This is a genomic window from Microbulbifer maximicatervae (SeqCode), assembly GCF_052467955.1.
The window spans coordinates 342,978-362,224 of record NZ_CP174329.1 but is presented as its reverse complement, the minus strand read 5'-3'; the positions used below and the strand labels follow the sequence as shown (position 1 = coordinate 362,224).

The 19,247-nt window shown below is 55.4% G+C and carries 19 protein-coding genes; 3 read left to right on the top strand and 16 right to left on the bottom strand.

From position 1 onward, the window contains the following. Window positions 1-24: 24 nt before the first annotated feature. From atpG to rpmH, 16 genes are all read right to left on the bottom strand, one after another. On the bottom strand, window positions 25-885 hold the full coding sequence (atpG, locus tag ACJJI5_RS01520; protein ID WP_444895613.1) for a F0F1 ATP synthase subunit gamma: 861 nt from the start codon (window positions 883-885) through the stop codon (window positions 25-27). A gap of 77 nt (window positions 886-962) precedes the next feature. After that, on the bottom strand, window positions 963-2,507 hold the full coding sequence (gene atpA, locus ACJJI5_RS01515; RefSeq protein WP_108735090.1) for a F0F1 ATP synthase subunit alpha: 1,545 nt from the start codon (window positions 2,505-2,507) through the stop codon (window positions 963-965). Window positions 2,508-2,555: 48 nt separating this feature from the next. Beyond that, entirely contained in the window at window positions 2,556-3,092 is a 537-nt protein-coding gene (locus ACJJI5_RS01510; RefSeq protein WP_108735091.1) for a F0F1 ATP synthase subunit delta, read from the bottom strand. Between the two features lie 12 nt (window positions 3,093-3,104). Then, window positions 3,105-3,575, bottom strand: coding sequence for a F0F1 ATP synthase subunit B (locus ACJJI5_RS01505; RefSeq protein ID WP_282930571.1), 471 nt, complete (start codon window positions 3,573-3,575; stop codon window positions 3,105-3,107). Window positions 3,576-3,627: 52 nt separating this feature from the next. Continuing rightward, window positions 3,628-3,873, bottom strand: coding sequence for a F0F1 ATP synthase subunit C (gene atpE, locus ACJJI5_RS01500; protein WP_020413895.1), 246 nt, complete (start codon window positions 3,871-3,873; stop codon window positions 3,628-3,630). Between the two features lie 59 nt (window positions 3,874-3,932). Beyond that, entirely contained in the window at window positions 3,933-4,859 is a 927-nt protein-coding gene (gene atpB, locus ACJJI5_RS01495; protein WP_282930570.1) for a F0F1 ATP synthase subunit A, read from the bottom strand. Between the two features lie 49 nt (window positions 4,860-4,908). Continuing rightward, window positions 4,909-5,271, bottom strand: a complete 363-nt coding sequence (locus ACJJI5_RS01490; RefSeq protein ID WP_282930569.1) for an ATP synthase subunit I — start codon at window positions 5,269-5,271, stop codon at window positions 4,909-4,911. 202 nt (window positions 5,272-5,473) lie between these two features. Further along, the gene (locus ACJJI5_RS01485) at window positions 5,474-6,376 is read right to left on the bottom strand and encodes a ParB/RepB/Spo0J family partition protein (RefSeq protein WP_445355351.1); all 903 of its coding nucleotides are present in this window, start codon (window positions 6,374-6,376) and stop codon (window positions 5,474-5,476) included. A gap of 12 nt (window positions 6,377-6,388) precedes the next feature. Continuing rightward, entirely contained in the window at window positions 6,389-7,198 is an 810-nt protein-coding gene (locus ACJJI5_RS01480) for a ParA family protein (protein ID WP_020413891.1), read from the bottom strand. Between the two features lie 126 nt (window positions 7,199-7,324). Further along, entirely contained in the window at window positions 7,325-7,954 is a 630-nt protein-coding gene (gene rsmG, locus ACJJI5_RS01475) for a 16S rRNA (guanine(527)-N(7))-methyltransferase RsmG (protein WP_445355350.1), read from the bottom strand. Window positions 7,955-8,039: 85 nt separating this feature from the next. Continuing rightward, window positions 8,040-9,929 carry a tRNA uridine-5-carboxymethylaminomethyl(34) synthesis enzyme MnmG gene (mnmG, locus tag ACJJI5_RS01470; protein ID WP_445355349.1) on the bottom strand — a complete coding sequence of 630 codons (1,890 nt, stop codon included), beginning with the start codon at window positions 9,927-9,929 and terminating at the stop codon, window positions 8,040-8,042. An 891-nt stretch (window positions 9,930-10,820) separates the two neighbouring features. Continuing rightward, window positions 10,821-12,197: a tRNA uridine-5-carboxymethylaminomethyl(34) synthesis GTPase MnmE gene (mnmE, locus tag ACJJI5_RS01465; protein ID WP_445355348.1), complete on the bottom strand. Its 1,377-nt coding sequence runs from the start codon at window positions 12,195-12,197 to the stop codon at window positions 10,821-10,823. 79 nt (window positions 12,198-12,276) lie between these two features. Beyond that, window positions 12,277-13,947, bottom strand: a complete 1,671-nt coding sequence (gene yidC, locus ACJJI5_RS01460) for a membrane protein insertase YidC (protein ID WP_445355347.1) — start codon at window positions 13,945-13,947, stop codon at window positions 12,277-12,279. An 8-nt stretch (window positions 13,948-13,955) separates the two neighbouring features. After that, entirely contained in the window at window positions 13,956-14,189 is a 234-nt protein-coding gene (gene yidD / locus ACJJI5_RS01455) for a membrane protein insertion efficiency factor YidD (protein WP_108735100.1), read from the bottom strand. Beyond that, the gene (gene rnpA / locus ACJJI5_RS01450; protein WP_445355346.1) at window positions 14,186-14,572 is read right to left on the bottom strand and encodes a ribonuclease P protein component; all 387 of its coding nucleotides are present in this window, start codon (window positions 14,570-14,572) and stop codon (window positions 14,186-14,188) included. Before rnpA ends, yidD begins: the two co-directional genes overlap by 4 nt. A 29-nt stretch (window positions 14,573-14,601) precedes the next feature. Next, a complete protein-coding gene (rpmH, locus tag ACJJI5_RS01445; protein ID WP_020413885.1) occupies window positions 14,602-14,736 on the bottom strand; it encodes a 50S ribosomal protein L34 in 135 nt (44 codons plus the stop codon). A 511-nt stretch (window positions 14,737-15,247) separates the two neighbouring features. On the opposite strand from rpmH, the gene dnaA reads away from it, so the two are divergent. The 3 genes from dnaA (at window position 15,248) to recF (ending at window position 19,243) form a co-directional block, all read left to right on the top strand. Continuing rightward, window positions 15,248-16,879 carry a chromosomal replication initiator protein DnaA gene (gene dnaA, locus ACJJI5_RS01440; protein ID WP_445355345.1) on the top strand — a complete coding sequence of 544 codons (1,632 nt, stop codon included), beginning with the start codon at window positions 15,248-15,250 and terminating at the stop codon, window positions 16,877-16,879. A gap of 33 nt (window positions 16,880-16,912) precedes the next feature. Further along, window positions 16,913-18,019 carry a DNA polymerase III subunit beta gene (gene dnaN, locus ACJJI5_RS01435; protein ID WP_444895604.1) on the top strand — a complete coding sequence of 369 codons (1,107 nt, stop codon included), beginning with the start codon at window positions 16,913-16,915 and terminating at the stop codon, window positions 18,017-18,019. Between the two features lie 117 nt (window positions 18,020-18,136). Further along, window positions 18,137-19,243 (top strand): DNA replication/repair protein RecF, encoded by a 1,107-nt coding sequence (gene recF / locus ACJJI5_RS01430; protein ID WP_445355344.1) that lies wholly within the window; start codon window positions 18,137-18,139, stop codon window positions 19,241-19,243. Window positions 19,244-19,247 lie beyond the last annotated feature (4 nt).

The window sequence follows — 19,247 nt, the reverse complement described above, 5'->3', positions numbered from 1 at the left end:
AGGCTGACCATTACTGGCAGCGGATTAAACCGCCGCCGCACCGCCGACAATTTCGGACAGTTCCTGGGTAATGGCCGCCTGGCGCGCCTTGTTGTAGACAAGCTGCAACTGATCGATCAGCTCACCGGCGTTATCGGTGGCGCTCTTCATCGCGATCATACGCGCTGCCTGTTCACAGGCTTTGTTTTCAACTACTGCCTGGTATACCTGGGACTCGATGTAGCGAGCCAGCAATCCATCCAGCAATTCAACCGGATCCGGCTCGTAGAGGTAGTCCCACTCGTGCATGAGTTTTTCATCTTCGTCCTTCGGCAGCGGCAGCAATTGCTCAACCTGCGGCTTCTGGGACATGGTGTTGATAAACTCATTGGATACCAGGAACAGGCGATCGATATCGCCTTCTGCGTAACGGTCCAGCATTACCTTAACTGAGCCAATCAGCTGGTTGGCCTGGGGCGCATCGCCCAGATCGCGTACCGCTGCGACAACCTTGCTGCCGATGGCATTAAAGAAACTGGCCGCCTTGTTACCTACCGCGCAGACTTCGACGTCGACACCCTGCTCGGACCACGCCTGCATCTCGCGAATAGCGGCTTTGAACATATTGACGTTCAAGCCACCACAGAGTCCGCGATCAGTGGATACCAGGATAAAACCGACCCGCTTGGCCTCGCGCTCTTGCAGGTAAATATGCTGGTACTCGGCCGAAGCGTTGGCGACGTGGCCGATCACTGCGCGTATGCGCTGGGCGTAGGGACGCCCCAGTGCCATGCGATCCTGAGCCCTGCGCATCTTACTGGCTGCAACCATTTCCATTGCGGCAGTAATTTTCTGCGTACTCTTGATGCTGGCAATTTTTGTGCGTACTTCTTTTCCGCCTGCCATAGTGATTTACCTTGTTCGCTGGAAGTTAGATTCCGAAAGAGCGGACACGCCGCTCTCTCGCGCTCTCCAGGGAGTTCTTACCAGCTGCTAGTAGCGACGAACTTCTCGATAGCGGCTTTGAAAGCTGCGTCGATTTCGTCGTTGTAGTTACCAGTGCTGTTCACTTTCTCCATCAGCTCTGCGTGTTCGCTGTTCATGTAAGCGAGCAGGGCGGCTTCGAAATCGAGAACCTTGGCAACTTCTACTTCTTTCAGGTAACCCTTGTCGGCGGCGTAAACGGAAACAGCCATGTCCGCGATAGACAGCGGAGAGTACTGTTTCTGCTTCATCAGCTCGGTTACGCGCTCACCGTGATCCAGCTGGGCTTTGGTAGCTTCGTCCAGGTCAGAGGCAAACTGGGAGAATGCCGCCAGTTCGCGGTACTGAGCCAGAGCGGTACGGATACCACCGGACAGCTTCTTGATCACCTTGGTCTGCGCTGCACCACCTACACGGGATACAGAGATACCCGGGTTGATCGCTGGGCGGATACCGGAGTTGAACAGATCGGTCTCGAGGAAGATCTGGCCGTCGGTAATGGAAATCACGTTGGTCGGTACGAACGCAGATACGTCACCGGCCTGGGTTTCGATGATCGGCAGGGCGGTCAGAGAGCCGGTCTTGCCTTTCACTTCACCGTTGGTGAACTTCTCTACGTAGTCGGCGTTTACACGCGCGGCGCGCTCCAGCAGACGGGAGTGCAAGTAGAAAACGTCACCGGGGTAGGCTTCACGTCCAGGCGGACGCTTCAGCAACAGGGAGATCTGACGGTAGGCCCAAGCCTGCTTGGTCAGGTCATCGTATACGATCAGGGCGTCTTCGCCGCGGTCGCGGAAGTACTCACCCATGGTACAGCCGACGTAGGGAGCCAGGAACTGCATCGCTGCCGGATCGGCGGCGCCAGCGGCTACTACGATGGTGTGATCCATAGCGCCGTGCTCTTCGAGCTTGCGCACTACGTTGGCAATAGAGGACTGCTTCTGGCCCACGGCAACGTAGACACACTTAACGCCGGTACCTTTCTGGTTGATGATGGCGTCGATCGCCACAGCAGTCTTACCGATCTGACGGTCACCGATGATCAGCTCACGCTGGCCACGGCCAATCGGGATCATGGTATCAACCGCTTTCAAACCGGTTTGTACAGGCTGGTCAACGGACTGACGGGCAATAACGCCAGGCGCTACTTTTTCTACCGCGTCGGTCAGCTTGTTGTTCAGCGGGCCCTTGCCGTCGATCGGGTTACCCAGCGCGTCTACAACGCGGCCGAGCAGTTCCGGGCCAACGGGGGTTTCCAGGATACGGCCGGTGCAACGGCACTTCTGGCCTTCAGCCAGCGCCTTGTAGTCGCCCAGGATTACAGCACCAACGGAGTCGCGCTCCAGGTTCAGCGCCATACCGTAAACGCCGCCTTCGAACTCGATCATCTCGCCGTACATCACATCGGCCAGGCCGTGGATGCGGATGATGCCGTCGGATACGGAAACAATGGTGCCCTCATTTTGGGCTTCAGTGCTCACATCGAGATTTTCGATGCGGCTCTTGATGATTTCACTGATCTCAGAGGGATTCAGTTGCTGCATGCTCTGTTCCTCAAGTCCCCGCCGGCTGACGCCAACGGGGAGAGTAATTTAGGAGTTCATCGCCTCGGCGAGCTTGGCCAGACGGCCGCGTACGGTACCGTCGATGACTGTATCACCGGCGCGGATGATCGCGCCGCCCAGCAGGCTCTCGTCCACCGAGCTGTGCAGATGTATTTCGCGTTCAAACTTCGCGCTGAGCTTTTGGCCCAGTGCTTGCGCCTGTGCATCGCTCAAGGCGTGCGCGGAAACAACTTCCACCTCGAGGGTGGCTTCCGCTTGCGCTTTCAGCTCTTCGAACAGTTCGGAAATTTCCGGCAGCAGCTGCAGGCGGTTGTTTTCCGCCAGCAACCGGATGAAGTTCCTTCCGTGCTCGCCGAGTTCGTCTGAACAGATCGACAGGAATTTATCTGCGCGCTCTTCACTGGTGAGCTGGGGATTATCCAGCAGCTCACGCACTTTTTCGTTCTGGCTGACCGCTGCCGCAGTGCTCAGCGCAGTGCTCCAACCACCTAAGTGGGAGGCTTCCTGCGCATAAGAGAATGCAGCTTTAGCGTAGGGCCGGGCCAGTGTGCTGAGTTCCGCCATTGGGTTCCTCGCTTACAGCTCGGCTGCCAGTTTATCGATCAGGTCGTCGTGCGCCTTAGCGTCGATATTGACCGCGAGAATCTTCTCCGCACCCAGGACAGACAGGTCTGCCACACGGCTGCGCAGTTGCTCTTTAGCGCGATTCACTTCCTGGTCGATCTCAGCTTTGGCCGCAGTTTTCAGGCGATCGCCTTCAGACTGAGCCGCTTGCTTGGCTTCATCGAGAATCTGGTTGGCGCGCTTGTTGGCACCATCAATGATCTCGTTAGCCTGATCTTTGGCTTCCTTCAACTGCTCGGCAGCTTTGCGCTTGGCCAGTTCCAGATCTTTCTGTGCGTGTTCGGCGTCAGCGAGACCATCTGCGATCTTCTGCTCACGCTCTTTCATCACGCCCAAAAGCGGCGGCCAAACAAACTTCCAGCAAAACCAGACGAAAAACAGGAAAGTAATCGACTGGCCGATTAGAGTCAGGTTGATATTCACTCCGACACCTCTTGCTCTTTAAATAGGGTTAAGGGCAATTGGAACGGCGTAATTAAACCAGACCAGGAGCTACGGCGAAGATCAGGTACATAGCGATACCAACACCGATCATCGGAACCGCGTCAAGCAGACCAGCCATCAGGAACATCTTGCCCTGCAGAGCCGGAGCCTGTTCAGGCTGACGAGCGGAACCTTCCAGCAGCTTGCCACCCAGAGTACCGAAACCGATAGCGGTGCCCAGGGCGCCCAGACCGATCAGCAGTGCACTTGCGATGTAAACCAGACCTAATGCTTCCATTGTGTTCTCCAAATCAAAGTTAAAGAGTTGTTGTAAAGGTCGAAAAAAGGGTTAAAAACTTATTGATCGTGCTCGTGCTCATCGTCGCGATGGTGTGCCATCGCCATGTACACGGTGCTCAATACCATAAATACGAACGCCTGCAGCACGATTACCAGTACGTGGAAGATCGCCCAGCCCATGTGCAGGAGGCCCGCACCAATAAAGCCGAGAACGCCAACGCCAAAGACAATCGCGATCAGGATAAAGATCATTTCACCGGCGTAGAGGTTTCCGAACAGACGCAGGCCCAGGGAGATCGGCTTGGCGATCAGGGATACTGCTTCCAGCAGGAAGTTCACCGGGATCAGCAGGATGTCAAAGAACAACTTGCCGGTATGGAAAGGGTGCAGAGTCAGCTCTTTAAGGAAGCCGATGGCACCTTTTTCGCGAATACTGAAGAAAATCATCAGCGCAAACACCGCCAGGGCCATACCCAGGGTGGCGTTCGGGTCGGTAGTCGGAACCACTTTAAAGAAGAGGTGATCGTTACCGGAGATCTTGGCGGCAGCCATCGGCAGCCAGTCTACAGGTACCAGGTCCATCAGGTTCATCAGGAACACCCACACAAAGATGGTCAGAGCCATCGGGGCAACCATAGTGTTGCGGTGGGGGAAGGTTTCCTTAACCAGCTTGTCGATAAAGTCGGTAACCAGCTCCACAAAGCTCTGGAAGCCTGTGGGCTTGTCCACACTGGCCTTCTTGGCTGCGCGGGCAAACAGGAAGCAAAAAATCAGACCAAGGCCGATAGACCAACCCAGAGTATCTACGTGCAGGGCCCAAAAGCCCATATCCGCAGCTTCCTGGGAGGAATGCGCCATAGTCCAAGTAGACTCATTCAGCACAGTACCGTCGGCGCGGGTATACCCGGCCGGCAGCTTGCCGTAAGTCATATTTTGCAGGTGGTGTTGGATATACCCCGTCGCGGTTTGAGCTTCGCCTGCCATAGTTCCTCAACAATCGTAAAAGTAAGAATTCTTTTTTCTTATCCACCGGCTAGCGGACCATGCGCGCTACCAAAATCCACTGCACGATTACACAGAGGACGTAGCTGATAAAAAGCGCCGCGGCATTCAGTGGCTTGACGGTGGCAAACACCGCTGCAAAACCTGCCATGGTCAATATAAATTTGCCGGTTTCCGCGCGGTAGAAATTGCCTACCACGCGATGGGCCGCGCGCGCACCGCTATCGCGAAAGGCGCGCCTGCCAAAATATGCTCCGGGCAGTGCACACAGGGCACCGCCGATAAATACGGAGAGCGCAGTCACCGGTTTACCGCTCAAGTGCAGTGCCGCACTGGCCACCGATATCAGCAGAAGCTGTACCGCGGCTATTCGTAATACCGGGGGTTTTGTCATAGACGGGATAAGCCGACTTTTTTTGCGCTGTCCGCCCAAAATTTGGGCGTGCGAATTATGCGGCAACAGCATCGCCGATTCAACCGGCAAATGTCGTCAACTTATTTGATTTTCAGGAGGTTTTGCACGGAATTACTCGCCGCAGTGAGTATTTGCCAACAGTTATTGCGCGCGCCACTAGGACGCGCATTTCCCTGTGGCCTCAGTCCTCGGCGTAACCCAGGTGGGCCAGGATTCCATCCAGCTCTTCCAGAGTGGTGTATTTGAGTACCAGGCGGCCATTGCCTTTATCGTTGTGATCGATAGATACGGGCACTCCGACTTTTTCTGCCAGGCGCTCAGTCAGGCGACGGATATTGGGGTCGGGCTTCGGTTTTTCCGGTGCGGGGGCAGCCGGCTGTTGTAAACGGCGCACCAGCGCCTCTGTCTGGCGCACGGTAAGGCTGCGCTCGACCACTTGGCGCGCAGCAGAGCGCTGGGTGGCACCGGATAGACCGAGCAGGGCTTTGGCGTGCCCCAACTCCAGATCGCCACGCTCCAGGAAAGTCCGTACCTCTTCACTGAGACTCAACAGTCGCAAAAGGTTGGTTACTGCGGTACGGGATTTGCCCACCGCATCGGCCACTTCCTGCTGGGTCAGCTTGAACTCATCCTGTAAACGCTTGAGGGCTACAGCTTCCTCTACCGGATTCAGATCTTCACGCTGGATATTTTCAATCAGCGCCATAGCGATGGCAGCTTCATCGGAAACGCTGCGCACCAGTGCCGGCACTTTCTCCAGTCCCGCCAATTGGGCCGCGCGCCAGCGCCGTTCACCGGCGATGATTTCATAGCTCTGCTCACCGATACCGCGCACGACGATCGGCTGCATAATGCCCTGGGCGCGTATTGAGTCCGCCAGCTCCTGCAAGGATTCCTGTGGAAAATCCCGGCGTGGCTGGTAGCGGCCGCGCTGCAAAAACTCTATCGGCAACTCCTTCAGCTCACCATCGACCACGGCGGTTTCGGTTGCAGCTTCACCGGTAGCCTCGGCGATCGCGGTGCTGTTTTTATTGCTGATCAGGTGGGATAAACCCCGGCCCAGTCCTTTGCGTTTGGCGGCCATAGTAATTACCCCTTATACGGCTTCCGCCACAGGGCGGCTTTTCTTATTGGAAGATTGATTGGCGGGATGGCGGCGATTGATTTCGCAAGCCAGTGCCAAGTAGGCAATAGCCCCTTTCGAGTGTCGGTCGTAATCCAGCGCCGGCTTGCCGAAGCTGGGAGCCTCTGCCAAACGGACATTGCGCGGAATACAGGTTCGATACAGACGATCGCCGAAAAACTCCTGCAACTGCGCCGACACTTCGCTGGTAAGGCTGTTGCGCGGATCGTACATGGTGCGCAAGATACCCTCGATTTTCAGGTCCGGATTGGCGGCCTGCTGGATCTGGGTGATGGTGTCCACCAGTGCTGACAACCCCTCCAGGGCATAGTATTCACACTGCATGGGAATCAATACGCCGTGAGCTGCACAGAGGGCGTTTACCGTCAGCATATTCAACGATGGCGGACAGTCGATAATCACGTAGTCGTAACGATTACTCACCGCAGCCAGGGCGCGGCGCAGGCGGGATTCGCGCCCCTCCAGATTCAGCAACTCTACCTCTGCCGCAGACAGGTCACCGTTGCCCGGGATCAAATCAAAACCGCTCTCTGTGGATACAATGGCCTGCTCAACGGGTAATTCAGCGGCCAGCACATCGTAACCGGACACCTCCAGGTCACTTTTATCCACACCACTGCCCATGGTGGCATTGCCCTGGGGGTCCAGGTCGATCAGCAATACGCGCCGCTTGTTGGCAACCAAAGATGCGGCCAGGTTGACGCAGGTAGTGGTCTTGCCAACCCCGCCTTTCTGGTTGGCCACAGCAAATATCTTGCTCAAGATTCTTGTCCTTTGTTGTTTCTGGGTGCGTTTGCCCCGACGCCGGCTCGGCTTCGGGCGGCGGCTGTTGTGCCCCACGATAGGGGAGCAGGATTGGGCGGGCGACAAACCCGCCAAACTATCATCTTACTCTGTGCGACAGAGCTGAATCATATGTCGCTCACCGTCGCAGCCGGGCACCGACAACCGGTGCACCTGCTCGACCTTAATGCCTTTTGGCAGAGCGCTCAACTCATCCTCAGGCAGCTTGCCCTTCATGGCATAAAAACGACCCCTGGGTGCCAACATGTGCTCACTGCCATTGACCATATCTTCGATGGAGGCAAAGGCGCGGGACACCACACCGGCAAAAGACAGTTCTGGCACAAAGGCTTCTACCCGCTCATTGACTACCGTGATATTGGGCAGGGGCAGGGTGCTGGCGACTTGGAACAGGAAGCGGGTCTTCTTGCCATTGCTGTCGAGCAGGGTGATGGCGCGCTCCGGATGCACAATTGCCAGGGGAATCCCTGGCAGGCCGCCACCGCTACCCACATCGATTAAAGAGCCTTCGCCACAGAGATTTACCACACTGAGGCTGTCGATAATATGGCGCTCCAGCATCTGCTCCGGGTCGCGTATGGCGGACAGGTTGTAGGCACTGTTCCAGCGGGCGAAAAGCGCCAGGTATTCCAGTAGCTGATCCTGCTGCCGGTCACTGAGTAGCACCGACATCTGTGCCGCCGCCTCTAACAGGCGCGGACGAAACTGTTCCATTGAGTGAGAAATGGGTCTATCCCCCAGTAGTCCCGCGAAATTCAAACCCCGCAGGGCCTCGCGGGATACCCTGTGGAAAACCGATTTATACCGCTTTTTTGCGCTTCAGCAGCCCGCGCTTTTTCAACTGGATCAACAGCAGGGATATGGATGCGGGCGTCACGCCCGGTATTCGCGAGGCCCGCGCCAGGGTATCCGGGCGGGTCTCTCCCAGTTTTTGCTTGACCTCATTGGACAGACCAGAAATATCGCTGTAGTCGAAGTCCGCCGGGATCGGGGTATCTTCGTAGGCCTGCAAACGCTCAATTTCCTCGCGCTGGCGATCGATATAACCGGCGTACTTGGCCGAAATTTCCACCTGTTCGGCAACCTGCTCGTCGGTTACCGCTTCCCCTTTGAGGCCCGCCACATCCTGATAGCCCAGTTCCGGACGGCGCAACAGGTCCATCAGGCTATATTCCCGCGCCAATGGCTGCGGCAATTTGGTTTCTACAGAGGCGGCCTGGGGCGTCTTTGGGTGCACCCAGGTATCTTGTAGTCGCTGGGTCTCCCGAGCGATCTCCTCGCGCTTTTCACTGAACGCTGCCCAGCGGGTATCGTCGACCAGGCCCAATTCGCGACCTTTTTCGGTCAGGCGCAGGTCAGCATTGTCCTCACGGAGCAGCAAGCGATATTCCGCGCGGCTGGTAAACATGCGGTAGGGCTCTTTAGTGCCGCTGGTGATCAAATCATCCACAAGCACGCCCAGGTAGGCTTCATCCCGACGCGGGGCCCAGGCTTCGCGCTCCTGGGCCTGTAGGGCGGCATTGGCGCCAGCCAGGAGTCCCTGGGCAGCCGCTTCCTCGTAGCCGGTGGTGCCATTGATCTGGCCGGCAAAGTAGAGCCCCTGGATAAATTTGGTTTGCAGGGACGGCAAAAGGTCGCGCGGGTCGAAGAAATCGTACTCAATTGCATAGCCAGGGCGGGTGATATGCGCCTTTTCAAAGCCTTTGATGGAGTGCACCAGCTCAATCTGTACATCGAAGGGCAGGCTGGTGGAAATACCATTGGGGTACAGCTCGTTGGTGGTCAACCCTTCCGGCTCGATAAACACCTGGTGGCTATCTTTGTCCGCAAAGCGGTGCACCTTGTCTTCGATGGAGGGACAGTAGCGCGGGCCAATCCCTTCAATCACGCCGGAATACATGGGCGAGCGATCGAGCCCCCCCTGGATAATTTCATGGGTGCGGGCATTGGTGTGGGTAATCCAGCAGCAGACCTGGCGCGGGTGCTGATCGCGGCTGCCCAAATAGGACATCACCGGTGTGGGGCTATCTCCCCACTGTTCCTCCAGCTCGCTGAAATCTACCGAGCGGGCATCAATACGGGGAGGGGTGCCAGTTTTGAGGCGATCGACGCGGAAAGGCAGTTCGCGCAGACGATCTGCAAGGGCAATCGAGGGCGGGTCTCCAGCGCGGCCGCCGGCGTGGTTATCCAAGCCGATATGTATACGCCCACCGAGGAAAGTCCCTGCGGTCAGTACCACTGTCTTGGCGCGAAAGTGCACCCCCGCATTGGTGACAACGCCCACAACCCGTTCACCTTCGACAATCAGGTCATCCGCCGCTTGTTGGAAGATCTCCAGGTTTTCCTGTGCTTCCAGGATTGAACGGATAGCGGCGCGATACAGGGCTCTATCGGCCTGGGCACGAGTTGCCCTTACTGCAGGGCCTTTGCGGGCATTGAGGACCCGGAACTGAATTCCGCCCAGGTCTGTTGCCGTTGCCATAGCGCCACCGAGGGCATCGACTTCCTTCACGAGATGACTCTTGCCGATACCGCCGATCGCCGGGTTGCAGGACATTTGTCCAAGGGTCTCGATATTGTGGGTCAGCAGCAGAGTGGAAGCTCCCATACGTGCCGCTGCCAGTGAGGCTTCGGTACCTGCGTGGCCTCCGCCGATCACGATCACATCATAGGTCTTAGGGAATTCCATAGTGGCTGCTACTGGTTACAACTGGGGGCGCACATTTTATAGGCAGTAGGTATGAGTCAGCAATTGGCTACAAGCATATTCCTGCACTCTAGTTGGTAGAGGTTTGAAAAGCTGTAAAAACGGAGACTATCCAGTTCCATGCCTATCGGGCTTTTTCTCTAAGCAAACTGTCTTGAGCTAGCCTCAGAGAAATTCATTTTTTGGACTCTCTTAAGTTTATATAAATGAATAAATGTATTTCTTAGAGAGAGGTTTTTGATTTAGTTGTTTTTATTAGTGCCCGGCAAATCATGTATAAACAAAAAAAATACTTATAAATCAATGGGTTACACTGATGAAAACATGGGCAATAACCCCTTGGCTGAAGGGGGGGCAACCCCGGTAGACGATTGTGGAAAGCCGGGACAACTTTGCGCGCCTCGTGCTGGCGGGAAAGTTATCATCATAGCATTCGTTGCTTACGCAGGTGTTTATCCCCTTTTTTACTCACACCTGGCAATTTCAGGTTTTAGCTTGTGCGTAGAGGGTGATAAGACTTGGGGGTTAATTGTGCGTAAGAGTGAATATTGTATAAGTCTGTGAGTTTTGTTGCTGTATCTATGTGATTTATAAGTGATTGAAGCAAGTGAAAAGATATCCACGGGAAATCCCCGTGGACATGTATAACTCGATCGGCGCCATATCTTACTTTGCAGAGTTTTTTGCCAGATTTTTTCGCGAATCTATTTAATAAGATCGGGAAAAATTGGGGATTTAATTTACCCGCCCTGAAAGTCGGGGTTAAGCCTGTGTAAAAGAAGTGAGAAATATGTTGGGAAGCTGGAAGGAGAGAAGCGAGGGAGGATAAAGTAGCCTCCCCCTTGGGATAACTTGGAAGTTGGGATGGAGCGTTTACTTACCGATACAAAAACTGCCGAAGATCTTGCCGAGTAATTCATCGGCACTGACGGTGCCTGTAATTTCTCCCAGAGCCTGCTGGGCTTGGCGTAAGTCTTCGGCGAGCAGTTCGCCTGCACCGCTAGTGTGAAGTTGCCGCTGGCCCTGATGTATAAAAGCTTGTGCCCGGCCCAGTGCGTCCAGGTGTCGGCGCCTGGCACTGAATGTTCCCTCTCCAGCGCCGCTGAAACCAATACTCTGTTTTAAATGCTCTTTTAACGCATCGAGCCCGGCACCTGTTTTTGCACTAATGGCAATCACTGGCACGCCTTCAGTGTGTGCCTGAAGTCCAGCGCTGTAGTCGGTGAGGTCAATCTTATTCAGTACTAATGTCAGTTTGTTGAGATCTCTCAGCTGACTGGTAAATTCTGGCCAAACTCGTGTGGGGTCCAGGGAGTGGAGCTGCTCTGCATCCATGACAAGTAGTACCCTATCTGCGCCGTGGATTTCCTCCCAGGCGCGTTCGATACCAATTTGCTCGACTCTATCCGGGGCATCTCTTAATCCCGCAGTATCGGCAAACTGGAGGGGCATACCGTCGATATGAATATGTTCACGCAGGATATCCCGAGTGGTACCGGCGATATCGGTGACAATAGCGGCGTCGTGTCCGGCCAGTGTGTTGAGCAGGCTGGATTTCCCTGCATTAGGGCGGCCTGCGATAGCAACTCGCATTCCCTCGCGCATTATCGCGCCCTGACGCGCCTGGGTTTCCACACCCACCATTTGTGCCAGTAAGGTTTCTATATCAGCTGCCACTTTGCCATCGGCGAGGAAGTCAATTTCCTCTTCGGGGAAATCAATGGCGGCCTCCACGTAGATACGCAGGTGGGTGAGGTTTTCCACCAGGTCTTCGATTTTCTCGGAAAACGCGCCCTGTAGTGAACGCATGGCATTTCGCGCTGCCTGGGCACTGCCGGCGTCGATTAAATCGGCGATCGCTTCGGCCTGAGTTAAATCCATTTTGTCGTTGAGGAAAGCCCGCTCGGAAAATTCTCCGGGGCGGGCTTGTCGAGCGCCCAATTCGATAGCGGCTTGAAGTAGCTGATCGAGAATTACCGGACCGCCGTGTCCCTGGAGCTCCACCACATCCTCCCCGGTAAAGGAGTTGGGGCCAGGGAAAAAGAGTGCCAATCCCTGATCGATTAACTGCTCTTTGTGGGTAAAGTTCCGGTAGTGGGCAGAGCGGGGCTGGAGGGATTTTTCCCCGCAGATTTGTTGGGCAATTTGCAGGGCTCTTGTGCCCGACAGTCGGATAACGCCGATACCGCCGCGCCCGGGCGCGGTGGCAACAGCGGCAATAGTGTCGCGATTGAGGCTTTCTTGTGTCATCGGCTGAGTTTACTCGACAGAACGGAAAAGGGCCGCATTTGCGGCCCTTGTTTATTGTGTTGCTGCAGATCGGTACTGGTTAGTACTTACCGGCATCCACCTGTTTATTGATATACCAGGTTTGCGCAATGGTAATCAGGTTGTTGGCGATCCAGTACAGAACCAGACCCGCTGGGAACCACAGGAAGAACACAGTCATCATCACCGGCATCAGCTGCATGATGCGGGCTTGGGTTGGGTCGGTGGGCGCCGGGTTCAGCTTTTGCATAAACCACATAGACAGGCCCATCAATACCGGCAGGATAAAGTAGGGGTCCTTCGCCGACAGATCGTGAATCCAGAAAATCCAGGGCGCGTGACGCAGCTCAACGGTTTCGGTGAGCATCCAGTAGAGCGCGATAAATACCGGCATCTGCAGCAGGATCGGCAGGCAGCCACCCATCGGATTGATCTTCTCGCGGCGGTAGAGCTTCATGGTCTCTTCCGCCAGCTTTTGCCGATTATCCTTGTACTGCTCCTGCAGCTTTTTCATCTGCGGCGCAAACTTGCGCATACGCGCCATGGACTTGGTGCCAGCGGCGGACAGTGGCAGAAGCAGCGTCTTGATAAATACGGTGAGCAGGATGATCGCCCAGCCCCAGTTGCTGACAATATGCTCCTGGATAAAGTGCAGGACACCGAACAGCGGTTTGGCGATCCACCAGAGCCAGCCGTAGTCGACGGTCAGATCGAGGCCGGGGGAGATTTCTTCCAGACGGTAGACATCTTTCGGGCCAGCGTAGAAAAAAGCGCTCAGCTCGCCTTGGGTGGCAGCGGGGATTTGCACTTGAGGTGCGGTAAAGCCCATGCGGAAGAGGCCGTTGGATAGCTCCTTCAATTCAAAAGTATTGCGCTCGTCCTGGGGGGGAATCCAGGCACTGATAAAGTAGTGCTGAACCATAGCTACCCAGCCACCTTCGATGGTTTCGCGGGTGGGGCTTTCAGCAATCTCCTCGAAGTCCTGCTTGAAGTAGTTCTTTTCGTTGGTGCGGATGGCAGCGCCGAGGAAAGGCGACATACCGAAACCGGTGTCGGTTGCGGGTTCACTGGCATCGCGCTTAATCTGACCAAACATGGCCGCGGACCAGGGTTTGTCACTGGTGTTATCCACCAGGTAGGCCACTTGGATCAGGTAGTCTCCACGCTTGAAGGTGAAGCGCTTGGTGATATTGGCGCCTTCCTGTTGCAGAGTCAGGTCTACTATCAGGGTATCATCGCCCTCAACCATCGCATATTCGGTTTTTGCCACCTTGAAAACCGGGCGGCCAGCGGCGCTGTCGGTCCCGTTTTTACCGATAAGACCACTCTGGGCAATATAAGTATGGTTGCGGGTCTGGTTCAACAGGATCAGGGGTTGGTCCGGGGTATCCAACTTCTCTTGCTGTTTGCGCAGCGCCACTTTGACGATATCGCCGCCACGAGGATTGATGAGCAGATCAAAAACGTCGGTGGTGACACTGATCAGCTTGCTCTCAGTACTGCTGCCTTCATTGGATGCGGGCACCTGGGAGCGAAGTTGGGGAACATCACTGTCGCCGGTGCTTGCGGGTGTTTCGGCGGGTATTTGGCTGACAGTCTCGCCGCCAGTCTGCACGACGGTTTCGCGGTCGAGTTCAGGAGTGTGTTGCTCTTGAAATGCGTTCCACTGGAAGATAAGTGCCAGGAGAACCGCGAGAATTCCGCCGAGCAGCGTATAGCGTTGCCAATCCATCTTATTACCTAGAGCGTGTTCTTGTGTCTGGTGGGGGGAACCGGGTCCAATCCACCAGGGTGCCAGGGGTGGCATTTTATAAGGCGGCGCAGAGTTAAATAACCCCCTTTTATCGCTCCATGAGTTTCAATGGCCTCTTCAGAGTACCGGGAGCAGGTGGGGTAGAAGCGACATTGGTTGCCTACCCAGGGGCTGGCCAGGTAGCGGTATACATGGATCAGCTTGATCAGTATCCACTTCATGGTCGGGGTTGCGGCTGTCGAGCCCGCTTGGCCAGTTTACGCCAGAGTTTATTCAGTAGTTTCGCCAACTCGGCCTTATCCAGATCTGCGATCCCAGGGCGTGCGAGCACCACGGCATCCAGCGGCGGCAAATCGTATTGCTGCAGACGGAAGGTTTCCCGGGTTATACGCTTGATTTGGTTGCGGTCGGAGGCGTTGCGTACATGCTTTTTAGCAATAACGAGGCCGAGACGCGGGTGTTCCAAGGAGTTGGGACGGGCGAGGATCAACAGATGAGGGTGTGCGGCGCGCACCTGGTTTTCATTGAATACCAAGCGATACTGCGCCGCATTGAGCAGGCGCAGCGTCTTGGCAAATCCGAAGCTGCTGCGCACCTGCTGCATAAAGAGATATCTCTAAAAGGGAAGAGATCTTATGCAGACAGTACTTTGCGGCCTTTAGCGCGACGGCGGGCCAGAATCTTACGGCCGTTTTTGGTTGCCATGCGAGCGCGGAAACCGTGAGTGCGCTTGCGCTTCAAGTTGCTTGGTTGAAATGTGCGTTTCATAGTCTTGCTACCTGAGACTTTGTGTTCAAAATTTCTCGGGACCTTTCCCGGCCGCGGCCTGGACTCCGGTCCGGCACAAAGCCGGTGCAGACGGAGCTACGCGCTGCGAAGGCCGCGGATTGTATAGAAACCCAGCAGTGAAAGCAACGCGCTAATCAGGGAAATTCTTTTTATTGGTGTGCGAGTTCACTGTAATTTTTTACGCCAACTAAACAAGTCGTTGAGTCATCAGGGGTATCTCTGAATGCCCACTGATTGACCCCAAGATACCCACAGCTTACTGTGGATAACTTTCAGAGGGTTCCCACCTCAATTGTCTAATTGTTGTGCAAATCCTTGATTGTGTGGATCTTTTTGCGCAGTTTTTTCAACAGATGCAGTCTTTCTTGTGGATAACCTAAAGGTGGAAAGGTATACTGCGCCGATCTTATTTGATGGCCCCGGGTGATTCCTAATCCGGCCTTGCCGTCTCTCCTTGGTCTTACCATTTTGGGGTTTTTTGGGGGGTTTCTTGACTGAATCCGTATGGAAGCAGTGCGCGAGCTGTTTACAGGACGAGCTGCCGTCTCAGCAGTTCAATACCTGGATCAGACCGTTGCGCGTCAATCCCGTTAGTGCGGAGGGCGAGTTGCGCCTGATCGCACCGAACCGCTTTGTGCTGGACTGGGTTGGCAATAAATTCCTGAACCGCATTCGCGAGTTGGTGCAACAGTTCGCACCAGGACGCCCTCTGCAAGTGGCGCTCGAGATTACCGCTCGCCGGCCGGCTCGCTTCCAGCGCGGCGATGTAACAAATAATGCCCCTCCGACACCGGTACCGACACCCGTGCCATCGGCGCCAGCTCCGCCACCACCTCCGGTGCAGCCGGCAGTGGCACCGCCACCGGTATCTGTGCCGCCTGTTGCCACTGCGCCACCTCCGGTGACTTCACCGCTGGGATCTGGGTTTGGTGCCAGCAGGCCGGTGCCTCATCCCGCTATGGCTGAGGAGGTGACTGCCGAACAGATGACGACAGGCGAACTGGCCCTGACAGATCTGCGACCACCGGCTATGAATGGTATGGCTCGCTCCATACCGGAGCAGCCGGCCAGGCAGGTTGAGGTGGAGGGGGCTATCAAGCACGGCAGCTCACTCAACCGCAACTTTACTTTCAAATCCTTTGTTGAAGGTAAGTCCAATCAGCTGGGCCTCGCTGCGGCACAACAGATTTCTGACAATCCTGGCGGCGCCTACAATCCCCTCTTTATATATGGGGGCGTGGGTCTGGGGAAAACTCACTTGATGCACGCGGTTGGCAACGCGCTGTTGGAGCGCAACCCCAATGCTAAGGTAGTGTATTTGCACTCCGAGCGCTTTGTTGCAGATATGGTGAAAGCGCTACAGCTGAATGCAATCAGCGACTTTAAGCGCTACTACCGGTCTGTTGACGCTCTTCTGATTGATGATATCCAGTTCTTTGCCGGTAAGGAGCGCTCTCAGGAGGAGTTTTTCCATACCTTTAATGCCCTGCTGGAAGGTGGTCAACAGATTATCCTAACCTGTGACCGCTATCCGAAAGAGATCGACGGCTTGGAAGAGCGCTTGAAATCCCGCTTTGGCTGGGGATTAACGGTAGCTGTAGAGCCTCCGGAGCTCGAGACCCGAGTCGCTATTTTGATGAAGAAGGCCGAGCAGGTGGGTGTGGACTTGCCCCACGACTCCGCTTTCTTTATTGCGCAGCGTATTCGCTCCAATGTGCGGGAGCTCGAGGGTGCACTGCGCCGCGTAATTGCCAATTCGCAGTTTACCGGTCGCGCTATTGACGATGTCCTTGTGCGCGAAGCACTAAAAGACCTGTTGGCCCTACAGGATCGACTGGTCAGTGTGGATAATATCCAGCGGGTTGTCGCTGAATACTACAAAATTAAGGTGGCGGATTTGCTCTCCAAGCGGCGCAGTCGCTCGGTGGCCCGCCCCCGCCAAGTCGCTATGTCCCTGGCCAAGGAGCTGACCAATCACAGCTTGCCGGAGATCGGCGATGCCTTCGGTGGTCGCGACCACACAACAGTACTGCATGCCTGCCGCAAAATACGTGAGCTGCAGGAGTCCGACGCGGATATTCGCGAGGACGTTAAATTGCTGACACGGTCGCTGACCACTTAATCGAATAACTGACAAAACAAGGCGAAACTACCGATGAAATTCAATGTGAGCCGGGACGCCCTTCTGAAGCCGTTACAACTGGTGGCCGGTGTTGTTGAGAAACGCCAAACACTGCCAGTCCTGGCCAATGTGTTGATGCAGTTACAGGGCCAGGAACTCTCCCTGACCGGTACTGACCTGGAAGTGGAAATTGTCGGCCGTCTCGGTGTAGACGGTGTAGAAATGGAAGGTGAGGTGACCGTTCCCGCACGCAAGCTGCTGGATATCTGTCGCTCTCTGCCCGATGGTGCTGAACTAAAGTTTGAGCGCGATGGTGAGCGCCTGATACTGCGCAGTGGCCGCAGCCGTTTTCAGCTGTCGACTCTGCCCGCAGCGGACTTCCCGAATCAGGAAGAGGCCAGTGCACAGACCCGTTTCGATATCTCCCAGCGCGAGATCCGCCGCCTGATAGAAGCCACTAGTTTTGCTATGGCTCAGCAGGATGTGCGCTATTACCTGAATGGTTTACTGCTTGAATGCCGCCCGCAGCAGCTGCGTGCGGTTGCTACTGATGGCCACCGCTTGGCACTCTGCGATCGCGATGCCCCCGGCCTGGATGTCTCCACGCCTATCCAGGCTATTGTGCCGCGCAAAGGCGTACTCGAGCTGGGTCGTTTGCTTGAGGACAGCGATGCACAGGCACAGGTGGTGCTGGGTAACAACCATATTCGTGTGGTTAGTGGCCAGTTTACTTTTACCTCTAAATTGGTAGACGGCAAATTCCCTGACTATGAGCGCGTGTTGCCGCGAGGCGCGGGCAATGTGGTTTATGCGGATCGCCAGGGATTGCGCCAGGCCTTCTCCCGAGCGGCGATTCTCTCCAACGAGAAATACCGTGGGGTGCGTCTTCAGGTTTCTGAGGGGCTGCTGCAAATTGTTGCCAACAACCCGGAGCAGGAAGAGGCGGAAGAGCAGATGATGGTGGATTACGTAGGTGAGCCAATGGAGATTGGCTTTAACGTTTCCTATCTGCTGGACGTCACTGGTGCTATTCACAGTGACCAGATCCGTATCAGTCTGGCGGATGCCAATAGCAGTGCTCTGCTGCAGCAACCTGAAGAAGGTGATGCACTGTACGTGATTATGCCTATGCGCCTGTAAGGCAGCCCACCCATTGCTCTTTTTTGAATGGATTGAGGCTACCTCCCCGCTCGGTGGGGTAGCCGATAAACAAACCGATGCCTGTGCATCGCGCTCTTCACTCTGGGGGAGGTGTCTGTGGCGCTGACCCGTCTTCTCTTATCTAATTTTCGAAATATCTGCTCTGCGGATCTCAAGCTGGGTCCTGGCGTTAATGTGTTTTGTGGTGCGAATGGCAGTGGCAAGACTTCACTGTTAGAGGCGGTACATATGCTGGCAACCGGTCGTTCCTTTCGCTCTCGCCTGCATAAGTCGGTTATTCAGCATGATACTGGTGGGCTTACGGTTTTTGCCCAGCTCGATACAGGTTTTAACTTGGGGGTAGAGCGCCTCGCAGATGGCTCGGGCAGAATCAGGGTAAACCAGGCTCCAGCGGAATCCAGCTCACAGCTTGCTAGTTGCCTGCCCCTTCAACTGATAAACAGTGAAAGTTTTTCTGCACTTGATGGTGGCCCCGGCGTTCGGCGTCGGTTACTGGATTGGACAGTGTTCCACGTGGAACATTTATTTGCCCAAGAGTGGAAAAATTATCAAATCGCACTGCGGCAGCGAAATGCTCTCCTGCGTCGTGGTAAAATCGATGAGGCCAGCATCGGCGTATGGGAAGAGCAGTTGGCCCTTAGTGGCGAGCGTGTAAACGATCTGCGATTAGCTCAGTTTTCTCAATTGCAGACCACTGTTTCGCAACTTCTCGATGAGTTACCACAGAGCTTATTGAGCCGTGTCGATATGAGTTACCGTCGCGGTTGGCGTAAAGAAATTGACCTGCGTAGCGCTCTGTCTGAATCACGGGAATCAGATGTTTCACAGGGGCATACGCGTATTGGTCCCCATAGGGCGGATATTCGTTTTAGCGTAGCCAGTGAGTCGGCCCACAATATCCTATCTCGTGGCCAACAGAAGATGTTGGTGTGTGCAATGCGCACGGCAATGGCGGAGGTAGTCTGTAGGCAGGGAGATATGCCAGTATTCCTGGTTGATGACTTGCCGGCGGAGCTGGATGACAGTAACCAACAGATTTTTGCGCATTGGGTTGGGCGTTGTGCCAGCCAGGTGCTTGTAACCGGAATTGAGGAGGGCACTACAAGCCGCCCCTGGCGGCAACTAGATGCCCCTTGGAATTGCCCGAAAGTGTTCCACGTGGAACATGGGAAGATCAGTGCCGAAGCTTCGGCCGCACAATAAGTTT

Bases quoted from the DNA above. Each gene is read 5' to 3' on its own strand.
- atpG (WP_444895613.1), bottom strand. From the start codon at position 885: ATGGCAGGCGGAAAAGAAGTACGCACAAAAATTGCCAGCATCAAGAGT.
- atpA (WP_108735090.1), bottom strand. From the start codon at position 2,507: ATGCAGCAACTGAATCCCTCTGAGATCAGTGAAATCATCAAGAGCCGC.
- ACJJI5_RS01510 (WP_108735091.1), bottom strand. From the start codon at position 3,092: ATGGCGGAACTCAGCACACTGGCCCGGCCCTACGCTAAAGCTGCATTC.
- atpE (WP_020413895.1), bottom strand. From the start codon at position 3,873: ATGGAAGCATTAGGTCTGGTTTACATCGCAAGTGCACTGCTGATCGGT.
- atpB (WP_282930570.1), bottom strand. From the start codon at position 4,859: ATGGCAGGCGAAGCTCAAACCGCGACGGGGTATATCCAACACCACCTG.
- ACJJI5_RS01490 (WP_282930569.1), bottom strand. From the start codon at position 5,271: ATGACAAAACCCCCGGTATTACGAATAGCCGCGGTACAGCTTCTGCTG.
- ACJJI5_RS01485 (WP_445355351.1), bottom strand. From the start codon at position 6,376: ATGGCCGCCAAACGCAAAGGACTGGGCCGGGGTTTATCCCACCTGATC.
- rsmG (WP_445355350.1), bottom strand. From the start codon at position 7,954: ATGGAACAGTTTCGTCCGCGCCTGTTAGAGGCGGCGGCACAGATGTCG.
- mnmG (WP_445355349.1), bottom strand. From the start codon at position 9,929: ATGGAATTCCCTAAGACCTATGATGTGATCGTGATCGGCGGAGGCCAC.
- mnmE (WP_445355348.1), bottom strand. From the start codon at position 12,197: ATGACACAAGAAAGCCTCAATCGCGACACTATTGCCGCTGTTGCCACC.
- yidC (WP_445355347.1), bottom strand. From the start codon at position 13,947: ATGGATTGGCAACGCTATACGCTGCTCGGCGGAATTCTCGCGGTTCTC.
- yidD (WP_108735100.1), bottom strand. From the start codon at position 14,189: ATGAAGTGGATACTGATCAAGCTGATCCATGTATACCGCTACCTGGCC.
- rnpA (WP_445355346.1), bottom strand. From the start codon at position 14,572: ATGCAGCAGGTGCGCAGCAGCTTCGGATTTGCCAAGACGCTGCGCCTG.
- rpmH (WP_020413885.1), bottom strand. From the start codon at position 14,736: ATGAAACGCACATTTCAACCAAGCAACTTGAAGCGCAAGCGCACTCAC.
- dnaN (WP_444895604.1), top strand. From the start codon at position 16,913: ATGAAATTCAATGTGAGCCGGGACGCCCTTCTGAAGCCGTTACAACTG.